27 protein-coding genes, 1 tRNA gene and 1 pseudogene are annotated in these 17578 nt (G+C 56.9%); 19 read left to right on the top strand and 10 right to left on the bottom strand.

Annotation, left to right across the window (positions count from 1 at the left end):
• Nucleotides 1-8 precede the first annotated feature (8 nt).
• Nucleotides 9-1037 carry a nucleoside hydrolase gene (locus P3C29_RS02610; protein WP_275963848.1) on the top strand — a complete coding sequence of 343 codons (1029 nt, stop codon included), beginning with the start codon at nt 9-11 and terminating at the stop codon, nt 1035-1037.
• Nucleotides 1038-1070: 33 nt separating this feature from the next.
• Here P3C29_RS02610 and P3C29_RS02615 read toward each other — a convergent pair whose 3' ends face one another.
• On the bottom strand, nt 1071-1283 hold the full coding sequence (locus P3C29_RS02615; protein WP_010175634.1) for a hypothetical protein: 213 nt from the start codon (nt 1281-1283) through the stop codon (nt 1071-1073).
• A gap of 146 nt (nt 1284-1429) precedes the next feature.
• Here P3C29_RS02615 and P3C29_RS02620 point away from each other — a divergent pair, with 146 nt between their 5' ends.
• Both P3C29_RS02620 and P3C29_RS02625 read left to right on the top strand, forming a co-directional pair.
• Nucleotides 1430-1735, top strand: a complete 306-nt coding sequence (locus P3C29_RS02620; RefSeq protein ID WP_275963849.1) for a hypothetical protein — start codon at nt 1430-1432, stop codon at nt 1733-1735.
• 147 nt (nt 1736-1882) lie between these two features.
• Nucleotides 1883-2203, top strand: coding sequence for an I78 family peptidase inhibitor (locus P3C29_RS02625; RefSeq protein ID WP_010175633.1), 321 nt, complete (start codon nt 1883-1885; stop codon nt 2201-2203).
• Between the two features lie 73 nt (nt 2204-2276).
• Here P3C29_RS02625 and P3C29_RS02630 read toward each other — a convergent pair whose 3' ends face one another.
• Together P3C29_RS02630 and P3C29_RS02635 are read right to left on the bottom strand one after the other, a co-directional pair.
• Nucleotides 2277-2489 (bottom strand): cold-shock protein, encoded by a 213-nt coding sequence (locus P3C29_RS02630; RefSeq protein WP_003179963.1) that lies wholly within the window; start codon nt 2487-2489, stop codon nt 2277-2279.
• 289 nt (nt 2490-2778) lie between these two features.
• The gene (locus P3C29_RS02635) at nt 2779-3093 is read right to left on the bottom strand and encodes a hypothetical protein (protein WP_201126144.1); all 315 of its coding nucleotides are present in this window, start codon (nt 3091-3093) and stop codon (nt 2779-2781) included.
• Nucleotides 3094-3457: 364 nt separating this feature from the next.
• Here P3C29_RS02635 and thrS point away from each other — a divergent pair, with 364 nt between their 5' ends.
• From thrS to P3C29_RS02680, 9 genes are all read left to right on the top strand, one after another.
• Nucleotides 3458-5380 carry a threonine--tRNA ligase gene (gene thrS, locus P3C29_RS02640; protein WP_010175631.1) on the top strand — a complete coding sequence of 641 codons (1923 nt, stop codon included), beginning with the start codon at nt 3458-3460 and terminating at the stop codon, nt 5378-5380.
• Nucleotides 5380-5931: a translation initiation factor IF-3 gene (gene infC / locus P3C29_RS02645; protein WP_169875357.1), complete on the top strand. Its 552-nt coding sequence runs from the start codon at nt 5380-5382 to the stop codon at nt 5929-5931. The genes thrS and infC overlap by 1 nt, the downstream gene beginning before the upstream one ends.
• A 59-nt stretch (nt 5932-5990) precedes the next feature.
• On the top strand, nt 5991-6185 hold the full coding sequence (rpmI, locus tag P3C29_RS02650) for a 50S ribosomal protein L35 (protein WP_002553160.1): 195 nt from the start codon (nt 5991-5993) through the stop codon (nt 6183-6185).
• Between the two features lie 28 nt (nt 6186-6213).
• Nucleotides 6214-6570, top strand: coding sequence for a 50S ribosomal protein L20 (gene rplT, locus P3C29_RS02655; protein WP_003219940.1), 357 nt, complete (start codon nt 6214-6216; stop codon nt 6568-6570).
• Between the two features lie 109 nt (nt 6571-6679).
• Nucleotides 6680-7696 (top strand): phenylalanine--tRNA ligase subunit alpha, encoded by a 1017-nt coding sequence (pheS, locus tag P3C29_RS02660; protein ID WP_003219939.1) that lies wholly within the window; start codon nt 6680-6682, stop codon nt 7694-7696.
• Nucleotides 7697-7722: 26 nt separating this feature from the next.
• On the top strand, nt 7723-10101 hold the full coding sequence (pheT, locus tag P3C29_RS02665) for a phenylalanine--tRNA ligase subunit beta (protein ID WP_275963850.1): 2379 nt from the start codon (nt 7723-7725) through the stop codon (nt 10099-10101).
• Nucleotides 10102-10104: 3 nt separating this feature from the next.
• Complete coding sequence (gene ihfA / locus P3C29_RS02670) at nt 10105-10407, top strand: integration host factor subunit alpha (protein ID WP_002553164.1); 303 nt, start codon at nt 10105-10107, stop codon at nt 10405-10407.
• The gene (locus tag P3C29_RS02675) at nt 10388-10744 is read left to right on the top strand and encodes a MerR family transcriptional regulator (protein WP_003219935.1); all 357 of its coding nucleotides are present in this window, start codon (nt 10388-10390) and stop codon (nt 10742-10744) included. Before ihfA ends, P3C29_RS02675 begins: the two co-directional genes overlap by 20 nt.
• Nucleotides 10745-10834: 90 nt before the next feature.
• Nucleotides 10835-10911: transfer RNA gene (locus P3C29_RS02680), tRNA-Pro, on the top strand.
• An 89-nt stretch (nt 10912-11000) separates the two neighbouring features.
• Here P3C29_RS02680 and P3C29_RS02685 read toward each other — a convergent pair.
• From P3C29_RS02685 to P3C29_RS02715, 7 genes are all read right to left on the bottom strand, one after another.
• Nucleotides 11001-12113, bottom strand: coding sequence for a phage integrase Arm DNA-binding domain-containing protein (locus P3C29_RS02685; protein WP_275963869.1), 1113 nt, complete (start codon nt 12111-12113; stop codon nt 11001-11003).
• A complete protein-coding gene (locus P3C29_RS02690) occupies nt 12113-12325 on the bottom strand; it encodes a hypothetical protein (protein WP_275963851.1) in 213 nt (70 codons plus the stop codon). The genes P3C29_RS02685 and P3C29_RS02690 overlap by 1 nt, the downstream gene beginning before the upstream one ends.
• Nucleotides 12326-12327: 2 nt before the next feature.
• Nucleotides 12328-12858 carry a hypothetical protein gene (locus P3C29_RS02695; protein ID WP_275963852.1) on the bottom strand — a complete coding sequence of 177 codons (531 nt, stop codon included), beginning with the start codon at nt 12856-12858 and terminating at the stop codon, nt 12328-12330.
• Nucleotides 12851-13018: a hypothetical protein gene (locus tag P3C29_RS02700; protein WP_275963853.1), complete on the bottom strand. Its 168-nt coding sequence runs from the start codon at nt 13016-13018 to the stop codon at nt 12851-12853. The genes P3C29_RS02695 and P3C29_RS02700 overlap by 8 nt, the downstream gene beginning before the upstream one ends.
• A complete protein-coding gene (locus P3C29_RS02705) occupies nt 13015-13365 on the bottom strand; it encodes a hypothetical protein (RefSeq protein WP_275963854.1) in 351 nt (116 codons plus the stop codon). The genes P3C29_RS02700 and P3C29_RS02705 overlap by 4 nt, the downstream gene beginning before the upstream one ends.
• A gap of 65 nt (nt 13366-13430) precedes the next feature.
• Nucleotides 13431-13736, bottom strand: a complete 306-nt coding sequence (locus P3C29_RS02710) for a helix-turn-helix transcriptional regulator (RefSeq protein ID WP_275963855.1) — start codon at nt 13734-13736, stop codon at nt 13431-13433.
• An 81-nt stretch (nt 13737-13817) separates the two neighbouring features.
• The gene (locus P3C29_RS02715) at nt 13818-14582 is read right to left on the bottom strand and encodes an XRE family transcriptional regulator (protein ID WP_275963856.1); all 765 of its coding nucleotides are present in this window, start codon (nt 14580-14582) and stop codon (nt 13818-13820) included.
• Between the two features lie 107 nt (nt 14583-14689).
• Between P3C29_RS02715 and P3C29_RS02720 the strand changes: the two genes are divergently transcribed.
• From P3C29_RS02720 to P3C29_RS02750, 7 genes and pseudogenes are all read left to right on the top strand, one after another.
• On the top strand, nt 14690-14977 hold the full coding sequence (locus P3C29_RS02720) for a Cro/CI family transcriptional regulator (protein ID WP_275963857.1): 288 nt from the start codon (nt 14690-14692) through the stop codon (nt 14975-14977).
• Nucleotides 14974-15168: a Cro/CI family transcriptional regulator gene (locus P3C29_RS02725; RefSeq protein WP_275963858.1), complete on the top strand. Its 195-nt coding sequence runs from the start codon at nt 14974-14976 to the stop codon at nt 15166-15168. The genes P3C29_RS02720 and P3C29_RS02725 overlap by 4 nt, the downstream gene beginning before the upstream one ends.
• 274 nt (nt 15169-15442) lie before the next feature.
• The gene (locus tag P3C29_RS02730) at nt 15443-15760 is read left to right on the top strand and encodes a hypothetical protein (RefSeq protein WP_275963859.1); all 318 of its coding nucleotides are present in this window, start codon (nt 15443-15445) and stop codon (nt 15758-15760) included.
• Nucleotides 15757-16065 carry a hypothetical protein gene (locus P3C29_RS02735; protein WP_275963860.1) on the top strand — a complete coding sequence of 103 codons (309 nt, stop codon included), beginning with the start codon at nt 15757-15759 and terminating at the stop codon, nt 16063-16065. The genes P3C29_RS02730 and P3C29_RS02735 overlap by 4 nt, the downstream gene beginning before the upstream one ends.
• Nucleotides 16055-16279 (top strand): hypothetical protein, encoded by a 225-nt coding sequence (locus P3C29_RS02740; protein ID WP_275963861.1) that lies wholly within the window; start codon nt 16055-16057, stop codon nt 16277-16279. Before P3C29_RS02735 ends, P3C29_RS02740 begins: the two co-directional genes overlap by 11 nt.
• Nucleotides 16276-17010, top strand: a complete 735-nt coding sequence (locus tag P3C29_RS02745; protein WP_275963862.1) for a Rha family transcriptional regulator — start codon at nt 16276-16278, stop codon at nt 17008-17010. The genes P3C29_RS02740 and P3C29_RS02745 overlap by 4 nt, the downstream gene beginning before the upstream one ends.
• A gap of 133 nt (nt 17011-17143) precedes the next feature.
• Nucleotides 17144-17578: pseudogene (locus tag P3C29_RS02750) on the top strand (transposase); the annotation flags it as partial.

Genomic DNA, 17578 nt, shown 5'->3' on the forward strand with positions numbered 1-17578 from the left:
AGTGCGTCATGCAACGTGGTACCCAAACCCTGCGACACCTGTTCCGGAGTGTGCTGCTTTTGTCCGTGCTAACCGCTGCAAGCGCCCACGGGGCGGAAAAAATCGACCTGATCATCGATACCGACCCCGGTGCCGACGACGTAGTGGCCTTGCTGTTCGCCATGGCTTCGCCCGATGAGCTGAAGATCCGTGCGCTGACCACCGTCGCCGGCAACGTGCGGCTGGACAAGACCTCCCGCAATGCGCGGCTGGCCCGCGAGTGGGCAGGGCGCGAAGAAATCCCGGTGTACGCCGGTGCACCAAAACCCATGCTGCGCACGCCGATCTATGCCGAAAACATCCACGGCAAGGAAGGCATCTCCGGCGTTACCGTGCATGAGCCGAAAAAAGGCCTGGCCGAAGGCAATGCTGTTGATTACCTGATCAAGACCCTCAGCAACGCCAAGCCCCACAGCATCACCATCGCCATGCTCGGCCCGCAGACCAACCTGGCGCTGGCATTGACCCAGGCACCGGAGATCACTCAAGGCATCAAGGAAGTGGTGGTGATGGGTGGCGCGCACTTCAACGGCGGCAACATTACGCCGGTGGCCGAGTTCAACCTGTTCGCGGACCCTATCGCGGCCGAGATCGTGCTCAAAAGCGGCGTCAAGCTGACTTACCTGCCGTTGGACGTGACCCACAAGGTCCTGACCAGCGACGCACGCCTGAAGCAAATCGCTTCGCTGAACAACAACGCGAGCAAGGTGGTTGGCGACATTCTCAATGAATACGTCAAGGGCGACATGGAGCACTACGGTATTCCAGGCGGCCCGGTGCACGACGCTACCGTGATTGCCTACCTGCTCAAGCCTTCGCTGTTCAGTGGCCGCGAGGTCAATGTGGTGGTGGACAGCCGTGAAGGCCCGACCTTCGGCCAGACCATCGTCGATTGGTACGACGGCCTGAAACAACCGAAGAACGCGTTCTGGGTTGAAAACGGCGATGCCCAGGGCTTCTTCGATCTGCTGACCGAACGTCTTGGCCGCCTGAAGTAAGCGGTTTACCGGTCGGCGTTCGTCGGCCGGGTCTTATTCGCGCTCGGGGTCTGGTGCCCCCATGTGATCGGCCGGGTATTTCTCGAATACCTGGCCGATAAATGCCTGCGCAGCCTGTGTCCCCATCTCCTTGACCAACAGGTCGATACCGATGATTGCCAACTCCTCCGGGCTGCCCGGGCTGTAGGAACTCTGCCCGTGGGGCCACTTGGCTTTGATGTCGGCGTGGATCGTCACGATGGTCATGGGTGTCTCGCGAGGCTGAAAGGCGGCTGGTGCGTTTATCTGGCGTGGGGAGTTAACCATTTTGCGCGGCGTTTGGCACTGCTACTTAGGCATGAGGGGAGGGCTGTGCGACACTGTCCGCCTGTTTAATTGCCAGGGCAAACCGCGTGCAGATCGATTTGAACAACCCCGAGAACCTGACACTGGACGCTGTGCGACAGCTGCTTGCCTCCGCCAGTGACAACGTTCACACCCAATTGCGCGTCACCAAGGCCGGCATTGCCTACATCTCTTCCGGCGTGGTGGGCGGCGTTGATATCGACGGCCTGTTGTTCCGTCTGGAGACCTGGGCGGCGGGCTCCGGTTACGTCGGCAACGTCGCGGCCAGCGATGAGGTGTGGGTGATGCAGATTTTCAACGCACTCAAGCAGAACTGGCCAAATCCGCCGTTCGATTACATCGACATTTACTGAGTGCGCTCATATCTGGTGACGATTGATTCGCCAGTGTGAAGGGTCGACTCAGGCAGACTGGCCCACGGCCAATTGTGACAATTCTGAAACCAATCGGCCAAACCACGGTCGCACGATCTCTGTCCATTTTTTCTCAAAGGAGGCTTCATGCCTTGGAAGCTCGCATCATTCGGTACTTTGTTGGCTGCGCTCGCCTTGACGGGTTGCAGTACCCCGGGTACCTCTGAGCCAGCCAAAGACACTGCCGTGGCCGATGCTGGTCACAGCCGCTGTGAGGCGAAGGCTGCCGAGTTCGCAATCGGCCAGAAGGCTTCGCCGCAACTGCTGGAACAGGCCCGTAGCCGCGCCGGTGCGCAGAACGCACGCATTCTCAAGCCAGACGACATGGTCACCCTGGAATACCGCTCGGATCGCCTGAACCTCAACACCGATGACAATCTGGTGATCAACCGGGTTAATTGCGGCTGATTGCTTCAGCGCTTTTATCCAGGCCATAAAAAACCCCGTCACATGGACGGGGTTTTTTAGATCAGCGCAGAAATTACTCTGGGCGAACCTGTGCAGCTTGCATACCCTTTTGGCCTTTCTCAGCCACGAAGGAAACGGTTTGGCCTTCTTTCAGGCTTTTGAAACCGTCGCTTTCGATAGCTTTGAAGTGTACGAACAGGTCGTCACCGCCACCTTGAGGAGTGATGAAGCCGAAGCCTTTTTCATCGTTGAACCATTTAACGGTGCCGGTTTGGCGATTAGACATGGTGTATCTCCAAGAAACATATATTTTCAGTAGTGCTGTGCTGCTCAGGCCAACTGGGCACACCGAGCTATCATAGTCGAAATGTTCGGCTTGGGAGCCCCCCCAAGTCATTGTTTGCTAATCAAACGCGTTGTGTTTCATGCCTTGGCTGGCTGAAAGCCCCGATCTACGGGGCTTTCAGGTGAAATATCAGCTGTTAAAAAAAGCCGTAAAAGCTGCGTAATTTGTGAGAAATGGCAGTTTTCGGGGCGTTTTTTGGCCCTTTAGCCGGTCTGGCGGGGCGTAAAAATTACTTTTTCTTCACGACCTTGCAAGACGAAATAGCGGCGACGGCCTTGTTCTTGAGCGCAGGATCCGCGTTCTGGTTGGTCATCAGCTCTTTGATCTCGGCACTGCTCAACTCGGCATTGATTTTGTCTGCGCCACATTCGCAATGGTCTTTGGCGGTTTTGGCATCAACACTTTGCTGGGCGGCTGCGCTGCAATCCTTGATGAATCCGTCCCGGGCACCGGCAGGCCAGTTCGAAGGGGCAGCGGCGTGCGCGCCAAGGGACATGAGGGTCAGGGATGCAGCGAGGGCGAAAGTCGAGGTAAAACGCATAATTAAATGCTCCTGGAGTCGTGGACGAACGGCGATTCTCGGTGTGTTTGAGGCTCGCCGTACAGTTCAAGTTCACTTTTGCCCCTAAAATCCGGGAATTTGCGTTTCGTGAAGCTGAGCCGGCGCCATGACCGTTCATCTGTGCTAGCATCTTTCGCTTGGCTATTTTCCGGCGCGCCCTTTGCCGCCTTGCCAAGGTCTTTTTTGTTTAACTCCAGTCACTCTGGTTCGATTATCGGTTGGCCGAAAGGCTCCTGCCGCTGTAAGGCAGGCGTTCATCACTGAACGGCCTGGTATTGGATCTTGTACTGGCTCATCCCAACCCACGTGACCTTTGGTAGGGGTCACCACTAGGAGAGGAGGCGCCATGCCAACTATTACTCTTCCCGACGGCAGTCAACGTTCATTCGATCATTCGGTTTCCGTAGCCGAGGTCGCCGCATCCATTGGTGCCGGCCTGGCCAAGGCCACCGTGGCCGGTAAAGTCGACGGCAAGCTGGTGGACGCCAGCGACCTGATCACCGGCGATGCCAGCCTGCAAATCATTACGCCCAAGGATCAAGAGGGGCTGGAGATCATTCGCCACTCTTGCGCGCACCTGATTGGCCACGCGGTCAAGCAGCTGTACCCCACCGCGAAGATGGTCATCGGCCCGGTCATCGACGAAGGCTTCTATTACGACATCGCCTACGAGCGTCCTTTCACTCCGGACGACCTGGCGGCCATCGAGCAGCGCATGCACGCGCTGATCGAGAAAGATTACGACGTCATCAAGAAAGTCACTCCGCGTGCCGAAGTGATCGACGTGTTCACTGCCCGCGGCGAAGACTACAAGCTGCGCCTGGTGGAAGACATGCCGGACGAGCAGGCCATGGGCCTGTATTACCACGAAGAATACGTCGACATGTGCCGTGGCCCGCACGTGCCGAACACGCGCTTCCTCAAGTCGTTCAAACTGACCAAGCTGTCGGGTGCCTACTGGCGCGGTGACGCTAAGAATGAACAACTGCAGCGGATCTACGGCACTGCCTGGGCTGACAAGAAGCAGCTGGCGGCCTACATCCAGCGCATCGAAGAAGCCGAAAAACGCGACCACCGCAAGATCGGCAAGCGCCTGAACCTGTTCCATCTCCAGGAAGAAGCGCCGGGCATGGTGTTCTGGCACCCGAACGGCTGGACCCTGTACCAGGTGCTCGAGCAGTACATGCGCAAGGTTCAGCGCGACAACGGCTACCTGGAAATCAAGACGCCGCAAGTCGTTGACCGCAGCCTGTGGGAAAAATCCGGGCACTGGGCCAACTACGCCGACAACATGTTCACCACCCAGTCGGAAAACCGCGACTACGCCATCAAGCCGATGAACTGCCCGTGCCACGTACAGGTGTTCAACCAGGGCCTGAAGAGCTACCGCGAGTTGCCGATGCGTCTGGCCGAGTTCGGTGCCTGCCACCGTAACGAGCCGTCGGGTGCACTGCACGGCATCATGCGTGTGCGCGGCTTCACTCAGGATGACGCCCACATCTTCTGCACCGAAGAGCAGATGCAGGCTGAATCCGCTGCGTTCATCAAGCTGACCATGGACGTGTACCGCGATTTCGGCTTCACTGAAGTCGAAATGAAGCTGTCCACTCGTCCGGAAAAACGCGTCGGTTCCGACGAACTGTGGGATCGCGCCGAGTCGGCACTGGCTGCAGCGCTCGACAGTGCGGGGCTTGCGTACGACCTGCAGCCGGGCGAGGGCGCGTTCTACGGTCCGAAGATCGAGTTCTCGCTGAAAGATTGCCTTGGTCGTGTCTGGCAGTGTGGTACCCTGCAGCTCGATTTTAACCTGCCGATCCGTTTGGGAGCCGAATACGTCTCCGAAGACAACAGCCGTAAACACCCGGTTATGCTGCACCGGGCGATCCTCGGCTCGTTCGAACGGTTCGTCGGGATCCTGATCGAGCACTACGAGGGTGCATTCCCTGCGTGGCTGGCTCCGACCCAGGCAGTGATCATGAATATCACTGATAAACAGGCAGATTTTGCCGCTGAAGTTGAAAAAACTCTCAATGAAAGCGGGTTTCGTGCCAAGTCCGACTTGAGAAATGAAAAGATCGGCTTTAAAATCCGCGAGCATACTTTGCTCAAGGTTCCCTATCTTTTGGTTATCGGAGATCGGGAAGTCGAGATGCAGACTGTCGCTGTGCGTACTCGTGAAGGTGCTGACCTGGGCTCGATGCCCGTCGCCCAGTTCGCTGAGTTCCTCGCGCAAGCGGTTTCCCGGCGTGGTCGCCCAGATTCGGAGTAATTATTATTAAGCGTGAAATGAGACAAGATAAACGAGCTGCACCGAAAGCCCCGATCAACGAGAATATCTCGGCACGCGAGGTTCGGTTAATTGGCGCTGACGGCGAGCAGATTGGCATCGTCTCGATTGATGAAGCGCTTCGTATTGCTGAAGAGTCCAAATTGGACCTGGTGGAAATCTCCGCCGACGCAATCCCGCCCGTTTGCCGGGTGATGGACTACGGCAAGTCGATCTTCGAAAAGAAGAAGCAGATTGCCGCGGCGAAGAAGAACCAGAAGCAGATTCAAGTAAAAGAAATCAAGTTTCGTCCAGGGACGGAGGAAGGGGATTACCAGGTAAAACTGCGCAACCTGGTACGTTTCCTGAGTGATGGGGACAGGGCCAAGGTATCCTTGCGATTCCGCGGCCGTGAGATGGCCCACCAGGAGCTGGGGATGGAACTCCTCAAGCGGGTTGAAGCTGACCTGCTCGAGTACGGTTCGGTCGAACAGCATCCTAAGATGGAAGGACGCCAGCTTATTATGGTCATCGCCCCGAAAAAGAAGAAGTAATCAATAGGGCACGGCAGGCCTTCTGATTATGTTTATCAACTGAATGCGGAGTACCGAACATGCCAAAGATGAAAACTAAAAGTGGTGCTGCTAAGCGGTTTCTGAAAACTGCTAACGGTATCAAGCACAAGCACGCTTTCAAGAGCCACATCCTGACTAAAATGTCGACCAAGCGTAAGCGTCAACTGCGCGGTAGCAGCTTGCTGCATCCGTCTGACGTGGCAAAAGTCGAGCGCATGCTGCGCCTTCGTTAATTTTAGTCAAGAATAGAGGAAGTAACTCATGGCTCGTGTAAAGCGTGGCGTCATGGCGCGTAAGCGCCACAAGAAAATTCTGAAACTTGCTAAAGGCTACTACGGCGCGCGTTCACGCGTATTCCGTGTTGCCAAGCAAGCGGTTATTAAGGCTGGCCAATACGCCTACCGTGACCGTCGTCAGAAAAAACGTCAGTTCCGCGCTCTGTGGATCGCTCGTATCAACGCCGGTGCACGTGTTAACGGTCTGTCCTACAGCCGTTTCATTGCTGGCCTGAAGAAAGCGTCCATCGAGATCGACCGTAAGGTTCTGGCTGATCTGGCAGTGAACGAAAAAGCGGCGTTTGCTGCGATTGTCGAGAAAGCTAAAGCCACCTTGGCTTAAGTACCCCCGACAGTCACCCTGGGCCGCTTTCGTGGCCCAAGGTGTTAAACGTCTTAAATAGGGGAAGAGCCTTCAAGCTCTTCCCCTATTTTGTATCTGGAGTCTGTACATGGAAAACCTGGATGCGCTGGTCTCTCAAGCACTAGAGGCTGTGCAAAGCGCAGAAGATATCAATGCCCTGGAGCAAATCCGGGTTCACTACCTTGGCAAAAAGGGTGAATTGACTCAGGTGATGAAGACCCTGGGGAATTTGCCGGCTGAAGAGCGTCCGCAAGTCGGCGCGCTGATCAACGTGGCCAAGGAGCGTGTTACAGAGGTTCTCAATGCGCGCAAGGCGTCGCTCGAGGAGGCCGATCTTGCGGCCAAACTCGCCGCCGAGTCCATTGACGTGACCCTGCCTGGCCGTGGCCAGACCTCGGGCGGTCTGCATCCGATTACCCGGACTCTGGAACGTATCGAGCAGTTCTTCACCCACATCGGCTACGGCATTGCCGAAGGCCCTGAGGTCGAAGACGACTATCACAACTTCGAGGCGCTCAACATCCCAGGCCATCACCCGGCCCGGTCGATGCATGACACCTTCTATTTCAATGCGAACATGCTGCTGCGCACCCATACCTCGCCGGTACAGGTCCGCACCATGGAATCGCAGAAGCCGCCGATCCGCATCGTCTGCCCAGGCCGTGTGTACCGCAGCGACTCCGATATCACCCACTCGCCGATGTTCCACCAGGTCGAAGGCCTGCTGGTTGATCGCGACATCAACTTCGCCGACCTCAAAGGCACCATCGAAGAGTTCCTGCGGGTGTTCTTCGAGAAAGAGCTGGCGGTGCGTTTCCGTCCATCGTTCTTCCCGTTCACCGAGCCATCCGCTGAAGTCGACATGGAATGCGTGATGTGCAGCGGTAAAGGCTGCCGCGTCTGCAAACAGACCGGCTGGCTGGAAGTGATGGGTTGCGGCATGGTTCACCCCAACGTGCTGCGCATGTCCGGGATCGACCCGGAAGAATTCTCGGGCTTTGCCTTCGGCATGGGCGTTGAGCGTCTGGCCATGCTGCGTTACGGCGTGAACGACTTGCGTCTGTTCTTCGACAACGACTTGCGGTTCCTCGCGCAATTTCGCTAGTCGTAACGGATCTTTAGGAGAGCAGGATGAAATTCAGTGAACAATGGCTGCGTGGCTGGGTAAGCCCGCAGGTAAGTCGCGACGAGCTGGTTGCCCGTCTGTCGATGGCCGGCCTTGAGGTCGATAGCGTTACGCCGGCCGCCGGTGTTTTCAGTGGCGTGGTAGTGGGCGAGGTGCTGAGCACCGAGCAGCACCCTGACGCCGACAAATTGCGTGTATGCCAGGTCAGCAATGGCGCGGAAACTTTCCAGGTCGTGTGCGGAGCGCCCAACGTGCGCCCGGGCCTGAAAATCCCGTTCGCCATGATCGGTGCCGAGCTGCCGGGCGACTTCAAGATCAAGAAGGCCAAGCTGCGTGGCGTTGAATCCAACGGCATGCTGTGTTCCCAGGCAGAGCTGCAGGTCGGTGAAGGCAATGATGGCCTGATGGAGCTGCCGGCCGACGCGCCAGTGGGCCAGGACATCCGTGTCTACCTGGAGCTGGAAGACGCCAGCATCGAGGTCGACCTGACCCCGAACCGCGGCGACTGCCTGTCCCTGGCTGGCCTGGCGCGTGAAGTCGGCGCCCTGTACGCCGCGACCGTCACCCGTCCGGCAGTTGCAGCGGTACCTGCCGTGCACGACGAAGTACGTTCCATCGAAGTGCTGGCACCCAACGCCTGCCCGCGTTACCTGGGGCGTGTGATCCGTAATGTCGACCTGTCGAAGCCAACCCCGCTGTGGATGGTTGAGCGTCTGCGTCGCTCCGAAGTGCGCAGCATTGATGCTGCCGTCGACATCACCAACTACGTGATGCTGGAGCTGGGCCAACCGCTGCACGCATTCGATCTCGCCGAAATCAACGGCGGCATCCGCGTGCGCATGGCCGAGGAAGGCGAGAAGCTGGTGCTGCTCGACGGCCAGGAAGTCAGCCTGCGCGCCGACACCCTGGTGATTGCTGACCACTCCCGCGCCCTGGCGATTGCCGGCGTGATGGGTGGCGAGCACAGCGGCGTGTCCGCAACCACCCGCGACATTTTCCTCGAAAGCGCCTTCTTCGATCAGATCGCCATCGCTGGCAAGGCCCGTTCCTACGGCCTGCACACCGATGCCTCGCACCGCTACGAGCGTGGCGTGGACTGGCAACTGGCCCGTGAAGCCATGGAGCGCGCCACTGGCCTGCTGCTGGAAATCACGGGCGGCGAAGCCGGCCCGATCATCGAAACCGTCAGCGAGCAGCACCTGCCGTCGGTTGCGCCAATCGTCCTGCGTGCCAAGGCCGTTGAGCAAATGCTCGGCCTGGTGATCGACCCGGTTGAAATCGAGCGCCTGCTGTCGGCACTCGGCCTCGGCATTTCCGCCGGCGAAGCAGGGCAGTGGCACGTAGAAGTGCCAAGCCATCGCTTCGATATCAGCCTGGAAGTCGACCTGATCGAAGAGCTGGCCCGCCTGTACGGCTACAACCGCCTGCCGGTTCGTTACCCGCAAGCGCGCCTGGCGCCGCAGCCGAAAGCCGAAGCCCGTGCACACCTGCCGGAACTGCGTCGCCTGCTGGTTGCCCGTGGTTATCAGGAAGCGGTGACCTATAGCTTCATCGATCCAAAGCAGTTCGAACTGTTCAACCCAGGTGTCGAGCCGCTGTTGCTGGCTAACCCGATCTCCAACGACATGGCCGCCATGCGCTCGTCGCTGTGGCCGGGCCTGGTGAAAGCGCTGTCCCATAACCTGAATCGTCAGCAAGACCGCGTGCGCATGTTCGAAAGCGGCCTGCGTTTTGTCGGTCAACTGGATGGCCTGAAGCAAGAGCCGATGCTGGCTGGCGTCGTCTGCGGCAGCCGTTTGCCGGAAGGCTGGGCACAAGGTCGCGACACCGTCGACTTCTTCGACGTCAAGGCCGATGTGGAAGCGGTGCTGGGCTTTGCCGGTGCGCTGGATGCCTTCACTTTTACCCCGGGCAAACACCCTGCGTTGCACCCGGGCCAGACCGCGCGTATCGAACGTGAAGGTCGCCTGGTGGGCTTCGTTGGCGCGATTCACCCTGAACTGTCGAAAACTTTGGGGCTGGACCGTCCAGTCTTCGTTTTTGAGCTAGTCTTGGCTGAAGTCGCCTCGGGCAAAATGCCTAAATTCAGCGAGTTGTCGCGTTTCCCTGAAGTACGACGTGACTTGGCGTTGATCGCCGATCAGGGAGTGGCGGCCAGTGCTGTTCTGGACGTAATCCGTGAAAATGCAGGGGAATGGCTGACAGACCTCAGGCTATTTGACGTTTATCAGGGTAAAGGCATTGATCCGCATAGAAAAAGCCTTGCAGTTGGCTTGACCTGGCAGCATCCATCGCGCACTCTTAATGACGATGAGGTGAATACGACGACGCAAAATATCCTCACCTCGCTCGAACAAAGGTTGAACGCCACGTTAAGGAAGTGACGTATGGGGGCTTTGACGAAAGCTGAGATGGCGGAACGTCTGTATGAAGAGCTGGGCCTGAACAAGCGCGAGGCCAAGGAATTGGTCGAGCTGTTCTTTGAAGAAATCAGGCACGCTCTTGAAGACAACGAACAGGTCAAATTGTCCGGTTTCGGCAATTTTGACCTGCGGGACAAACGCCAGCGGCCTGGCCGCAATCCAAAAACGGGAGAAGAAATCCCGATCACGGCTCGCCGTGTGGTCACCTTTCGTCCAGGGCAGAAGTTGAAGGCCCGAGTTGAGGCTTATGCTGGAACCAAGTCATAACGACGAACTGCCCGTCATCCCAGGCAAACGCTACTTCACCATTGGTGAAGTCAGCGAGCTCTGTGCGGTAAAGCCGCACGTGCTGCGCTATTGGGAGCAGGAGTTTCCTCAACTCAACCCCGTCAAACGCACCGGGAACCGTCGGTATTATCAGCGCCAGGATGTGCTGATGATCCGACAGATCCGCGCATTGCTGTACGACCAGGGGTTCACCATCAGCGGCGCGCGCCAGCGTATGTCCGGTGATGAAGCCAAAGACGACACCACCCAATACAAGCAAATGATCCGCCAGATGATCTCCGAACTCGAAGATGTGCTGGTGGTTTTGAAGAAGTAATTCCGGCTTTTAAAATACTTCCACATTTCAAAAGCTTGCGGTATATTCCTGATCGCTTCGTTGCGAAGCGAACCCAGTAACACGCCTAGTCGGGGCGTAGCGCAGTCCGGTAGCGCACTAGCATGGGGTGCTAGGGGTCGAGTGTTCGAATCACTCCGTCCCGACCATTATTCCTGAGTAAAATCAGACTCTTAAGCCGATCAGATAGATCGGCTTTTTTGTGCCTGCGCAAAACCCGCGCAAAATTGGCGCAAAACTACCCGGTGATTTCGCTGATATTCAGGTCCGGAACGGCCTCGGACCAGATGATTTCCTCGTGGTCCCGCTGGTAGTTCTTCGTCATGCCCTCGCTCGCATGGCCTGCGATCTTCTGCCCATCCTTTCCGGCTTTCTTGTACAGGTGCAGAGACAGCGCTCGCACTTCATGGAAACCAGGCATCTCTTCTTCCTTCCATCCTGCGTAGCAGTTTGCCGCATCCCTGGCTTCCTTGAATGCTCGCGTCAAATACCGCTCTTCAACCTTCGTCCAGTGATCCTTTGTCTGTGCCTGCTTCTGTTTCAATCGATCCGGCTTGCGGTGCACCAGGTACGGGGACACTACATCGTCGCGGCACCGGCTAATGACAGCCTGCAGCTCGGGCGTTACCCGGAATCGAATCCAGGCTGCGTCTGTCGCCTTGGCCGTTTTCTTCTGCACGACGTACAGGAAGCCTTCCCGGCCCCCATCAAAGCGCATGTCCAAGATGTCTGTGCGGCGCTGGGCGGTGATCAGTGCCAGGTCGATTGCATTCTGTAGCCACGCTGGCGACTTCTCCCTGATCGCTTTCAGCCCCTCGACGGTGTGCCGTTTGCGCTGTTTTTTCTCGATCCGGTTGATGGTGCTGGCCGCTGGGTTGTCTGGGCACAGGCCTTTGGCGGCTGCATGGTTAAAAATGTCGATCAGCAGCGCCCGGCACTGGTTGGCCGATCGCGGTGTAATAGCGTCCAGCATCTCTGCGATCATGCGGATCGTGATTTGGTCGACCGCTTTGCCTTCGAACTGCTTCCGGAAGCGGCGGAAGTGCACGGCATAAAGGCCCAGGGTCCCTTTTGCCAGCTCGCGCGGGGGAAGTACGTCACGCTCGTAGGTATCGAGGAATGTGGCGAACGATTCTGACGAGACAGAGAGCACGGCGCCGACCAAGTCGGCACCGCGCATAAACTCCAGATTCAACTGCTTGGCAGCATCGATCGCTTTGATGCGGTCGCCACCGAACTGGAACCACTTTCCATCAGTTGGCCGACGGTAGCGGTATGTCGACCGTCTTGCATCGAAGTACAGGTTCTGCGGGAGGCTCTTATTCGCCTTGTTCCGCGGCCGAGGCGCCATCATGCAGCTCCTTTCAATACCATCGCCACCAGGTCGTTGCCGTCCGAGCGGGTGAAGGCGATCCAGTCAACGTACCAGAGTTTCCCGATCTGCTCGCCAGGCACCATGCCGTTGCGGATGTGATTGCGAATTGCCTGGGAGCAGGGCGGGGTGCCGTTTTCACCCCAGCGCCGTCGCTGGAATTCGCTGATCTTGATGAGTTCTTTTCGCATAGTTACCTCCCTTCGTGTCGCGACACGTTTTCGTTATCCGTGGATGGTGTCGCGAAATTTTTGGACGCCATCAGCACGTCAACCGCGAAGTCCAGCTTCGCCTTGCTGCTACCGAACATTTCCACGGGGTACTGGTCCGGAGTGAGCCCGACGCGCGGGCCAGGCGCAGTGTCGCCATCGCCAAGATCTGTGTTGTCCACGTAGAAGCTCACGTCGCAAGCGCTGTCAGCGATGAACTGGTACCTATCGGAATCAGCGACCAACGCCTTCTTCCTCTCATGTTCAGCGCGAAGCAGGTCGTCCGGAACCAGGGTGTGCCCCTGTACCTCGCCGCCCAGGTAAGCCAGTAGAGCCTCGGCTTCGTCGTGGTACATGTGGCGCTCGCCTTGATTCTCGCCTTGGTCGTGCTCTCCATCCACGAAACGCTTAAGCAGGAAGGCCAGCGAATTGCGTTCGGCCAGCAGGGCGCGGAATGCAGACGCGACTTCTGGCGTTTGGCCACTCATAAGGATCGAGTCACCTTGTTTACTCATGGCTTGCTCCACGCTGAAAGTGATCAACCAGCACCCGGCGTGCATCGATACCGCACGACGCCGACATTGCGTAGATCTGGCCGAACGTGGTCTCCCGGCGCTGCAGGGCGTTGAACAGCTCGATCAGGCGCTGGCCCTTGGTACCGTTGCGGCGGCTCATAGCTGGAACCCCTTTTTCTGTGGGAGCGGGGAGGCCTGCTGTAACCCGTTTTCCGGCACTGAGCTGGCCTGAGAAGCTCGTCCCGCCTCACTTGAGGAGGTGGCCTGTTGTAGGAGCGAACTGTCCGGCAAGCAACTGATCCCGGTGTCGTTCAAGATCCAGCAGGTGACGCTGCGCACGCTGTCGTGCTGGACGTTTATGATTTGCTCAATGGCGAAGGCTTGGCCGGCGATCAGGGATAGGGCTACTGCTTGTAGCGCCGTACGGCTTAACTGGCGTCGATTCATTGGCTTCACTTTCTCCAGGCCGAACGAATCCCGGCCGATAATTTGACTTTCGGAAAACATCGCTAAGCTTTAGTAGGTACTGACCTGATCCCTCGCTTAGGCACACCTTGCCTATGCCTTAGCAGTTAGGCGAGGAAGACACCGTCATGAGGGGGTTGGTTGTGATGCTGGGGCGCGGGATTCATGTTGCAGCAGAAGCCAATCAAGCCAAGTCGTATAGCTTCGGCAACAAGAGATGGACGCTTGAAAACGCCGAGCTTGTACATGACCGATTCGATGCGACCTTTGACTGAGCGAGGAGAGACGCCATCGCGCTTGGCGATCTCTTTATCAGTGCCGCCATTTGCGATTGCGAGAAGGCACCGAAGCTCACGCTCGGCGAGTACGCTTCCGAGCTTTCCGAAGAGAGAACCGCAGGTGACAATTTCCATGATGTGAAGCTCCAGATCTCGTAGAAGATGGAGCTATAATGCTAGCGGGATTTTTGTCTGTCAATCCCTGCGGGACTATTTTTATAAGTCGGGCATGCGTGCGTCGACGATTAACCCAACTATTGACCACTCAGGACTGAGGGCTATTGTAGGGAAGGCGGGATTGAGAGCTACGAGGTAATCTGCACCTGCTTCCCTCATGTATTGGCGGATCGCGTAGTCGCCATCCGAGTGGCGCGCAAGGTAAAACTTACCGCTTTGAAACTCATAAACGTCTGGATTTATGAGTACGTATGTTCCTGGAGGGAAGCAGGGGGCGATAGCTCTCGACATCGAAGTCCCTTGCATAGCAACCCAGTAACCATTGGCTCCGGCCTGTTCCGTACTGCCAATAAAGTTTGGGTCGTTCTCGCCTTCAATTTGATCGCTAGAAGGATCCCTCATGCGGTGACCTCCCCAGGACGTTAAGGGGTAGGCCGATGCAGTGACGTGTACTTGTCCTGCCCACTCATTAATACGCCCTTCGGCTCCTTCCCCCTCGGGGCGAAAGCGCGCAAAGCTATCAAGCGTCTCAACTCGAAGGTCGGAAAGAGCCTTTGCATATCGAGGGGCAAAGTCTGTTACAGGGACCTCAAGCAATTGGGAGACAGATAGAGCGAATTCGAGATTGATCGCGTTCCGACCATTTAGGTAGTGGCTAAAAGAACCTTGGTTCATGCCTAAGTGCTGAGCCGCCTTTTCTTGCGTGAGGCCCAGAGATTCCTTCTTGGCGTTGAAGATTTCTTTCAGCGCTGCGCATTCCGCCAACTGATTTTCGGTCAGCGGCCTTTTCTTTTGTATTTTCATAGCAAATGACCTTATTGCTGGCGGGATTTAAAATCAAATCCCGCAGGCATTGACTTTAAAAAATCCCGCTAGCACTATTGAGAGGACGAAATTGTGGAGTTACTCCAGTGCAGCGAATTCCCCTTGCTGAATACGCAGTAAAGCGACATGCCAGGACAGCCGAAAAGCTTGGGATGAGTCAGGGCTCTTTGAGCAAGGCCATCCGTGAAGGGCGTTCCATTTTCGTGATCGTTTCCAGTGACGGAAGATTGTCCGCCATCGAAGAAAAACCATTCCCAGGACAGAGGCGGCAGAGCTCGCCCAATCAGTGCACAAATAATAATCCCGCAGGGTCTGGGGCGACAGGTTCGGATGTACCTGTGAATACATCCAGTACCAAGCAGGCAGTACAGTGAGCGGTGCGTATGCCCGCGTTCTGCTCGCCGAGTATGTTGAGCGAGCAGGCAGGAAAAAAGCTGCACTGGCACTGGGTTGCACTGGTCCGGCTCTATCCAAAGCAATCGCGGCGGGCAGGACCATTTTTGTGGAGCAGGCGGCCGATGGATCGGTATCAGCAACAGAAATCAGCAAGTTCCCAGGGCGATGACGAGTTGTGTTCCTCGGATGCGCAAGTTGCACCTCGGTCTGGCCGGATACCTGAAGTATTCTATGCGTACTGGATATAAGACCAGTAAAGGAAATCAAGAATGAAACACGCAGGCGCACCAGAGCAACAGACCACAGGACCGCCCTGACAGCGCGCCTGCTTCAAATTCTGCATTTCTGAATCCCAGAAAGCAGAAACCCGCCTGGCAGCGGGTTCTCAATCAGCACTTGTTGACGCAAGCGCTTTTGTACTTCTTCGTCTAGAGGACGATCTAATGCATCCCAAAAATAACACCACCCAACAAACGGTGCAACACCCGAAGCTAAAGCCTTGTGCGTTTGGCATGGAGTATACCGATCTCTTCAGCATCAATCCGGATGCGAATTTGATCGAAGCACTTTCTGTCGCCTCAGATCTGTCCGACGGTATCAGCCAGCTGTGCAGTCGTTTGGCCTATGCAATCAACGACGGAGAGACCGCTTACCTGTCTGAGGTTCGCACTCTGGGTTTCATTGGCGATGTCGTTTCTGCGCTTACCCGGTCGGCAGAGCGCGGGCTCAAGGCAGCGTATGAAGAGGGGGCTATTCAATGAGCACCCACTTCCAGTCGATCACAGAGTTTGCCGAAGAAGTAGAGCTCCAGGTCTTAGCGACCATTGATGTTTGTAATTGGGTTGCAGCCATCGCTCGTGCCATCGCTCGTGATGTTGAATCTGGCGCGGGGGCAGATGTAACCGTGCTGACCGACCTTGCGAAGTATTTCGATGACGTAGGCGCCTCCAGCTTGGATTCGGCGTTTGAACAGTTCAAAAAGATCGCCCAGATCTGTCCCGCGCCACAAAACGTGCAATCCGAAAACGTGGCGCAGGAAAGCGGGGTGGCTTGCCATGAGTCGTAAAACTGTCCTTTCAGATCGCTTGGAAAACGCGCTACTCACGATCAGCCAGTTGAGCAAGATCCTGATCAACAACGAGGCGTTGCGTGGTAGTGAACCGGAACCTCAGCTTGATCATTTGGGTGTTGATGCGGTCATACGGGCGGTTCTGTTGATCAGCGGTCAAGCGCACGACGACTTCTGCGAAATCATGAATTCTGCGGAGGCTCGCCCATGACTATCGTCATTATCAAAGACGGCGATGCGGTCACGACGACCCTGGCCATTGCCGAGGGCACACTCAATGATCACTCAAGCGTCATCAAGCTTGTGCGCACCTATCAGGTCGATCTGGAAGAGTTCGGACTTCTGGATTTCAAATCCGAAAGTACGGGAGGGCGTCCCACTGAGTACGCCTTCCTCAATGAGCCTCAGTCCACGCTGCTGCTGACCTACATGCGCAACGCGGACATCGTTCGGGCATTCAAGAAGAAGCTGGTGCGTGAGTTTTGGGAGATGGTCCAGCAGCGTCGCCAAAACGCCCCGGCACTGCCTGCGGACTACATCGGGGCGCTCGAACACCTCCTCGCATCGAAACGCTCTGAGAAGCTGGCGATCGAACAGCGTGACCACGCCATAGAAACCAAAGCTGAGATCGGTTCGCGGCGTGAAGCGACGGCAATGGCCACTGCTTCGGCGGCTGTTCGGCAGGCCAACCAACTCAAGGAAGAACTCGGTCGCGGACTGCGGCAGGCCACCGTCGCCGCGGTGGAGAAAGTCGCCAAGCGCAAGTTCGGCAAGCAAGGATTCCGCCCATTGAAGACCTGGTGCGCTGAGAACAGCGTGCAAGCTCCGAAGGTTCACGATCCACGTTATGGCTGGGTTCGCTCCTGGCCTACCGCTGCTTGGGCAGCCGTTTACCAAATTGACCTGGCTGACCTGTTTGGCGCCGATGGAGAACAAGCATGAACACCATCAACCTCGAAGTGGCGCAGAAGATCGCCGCTATCGCGCGTAAACCCCTTTCTCAGCGCGACATGTGAATCGCCCCGGGTTTCGTAGACACCTCTTTGCCTTAAACTGAGGTCAATTAGGAGGTGCCATGAGCAACCCGCGTTACCCCGAAGAATTCAAAATCCAAGCGGTCAATCAAGTGACCGAAAAGAAGCTGCCTGTCGCTGATGTGGCGGCGCGTCTTGGCGTGTCGTCGCATAGCCTCTATGCCTGGATAAAGCGCTACAGCAAACCTCAAGGAGAACGGAAGCAAGACGATGATCAGCACGCTGAACTGCGTCGTCTGCGAGCCGAACTCAAGCGGGTCACCGAAGAGCGAGACATCTTAAAAAAGGCCGCCGCGTACTTTGCCAAGGAGTGCGGTTGAAGTACGCCTTTATAAAGCAGCGAGCGGGCGACTATTCGATTCGACGGCTTTGCCTGACGCTGAAAGTCCATCCCAGCGGTTATTACGCCAGTTTTCGGCCCATTCGGTCACGCCAAGGTATTCGCGCAACCAGCCCACCACGTCGGCCAGCGGTGC

The organism is Pseudomonas sp. 1912-s, assembly GCF_029269205.1.
Taxonomy (GTDB): domain Bacteria; phylum Pseudomonadota; class Gammaproteobacteria; order Pseudomonadales; family Pseudomonadaceae; genus Aquipseudomonas.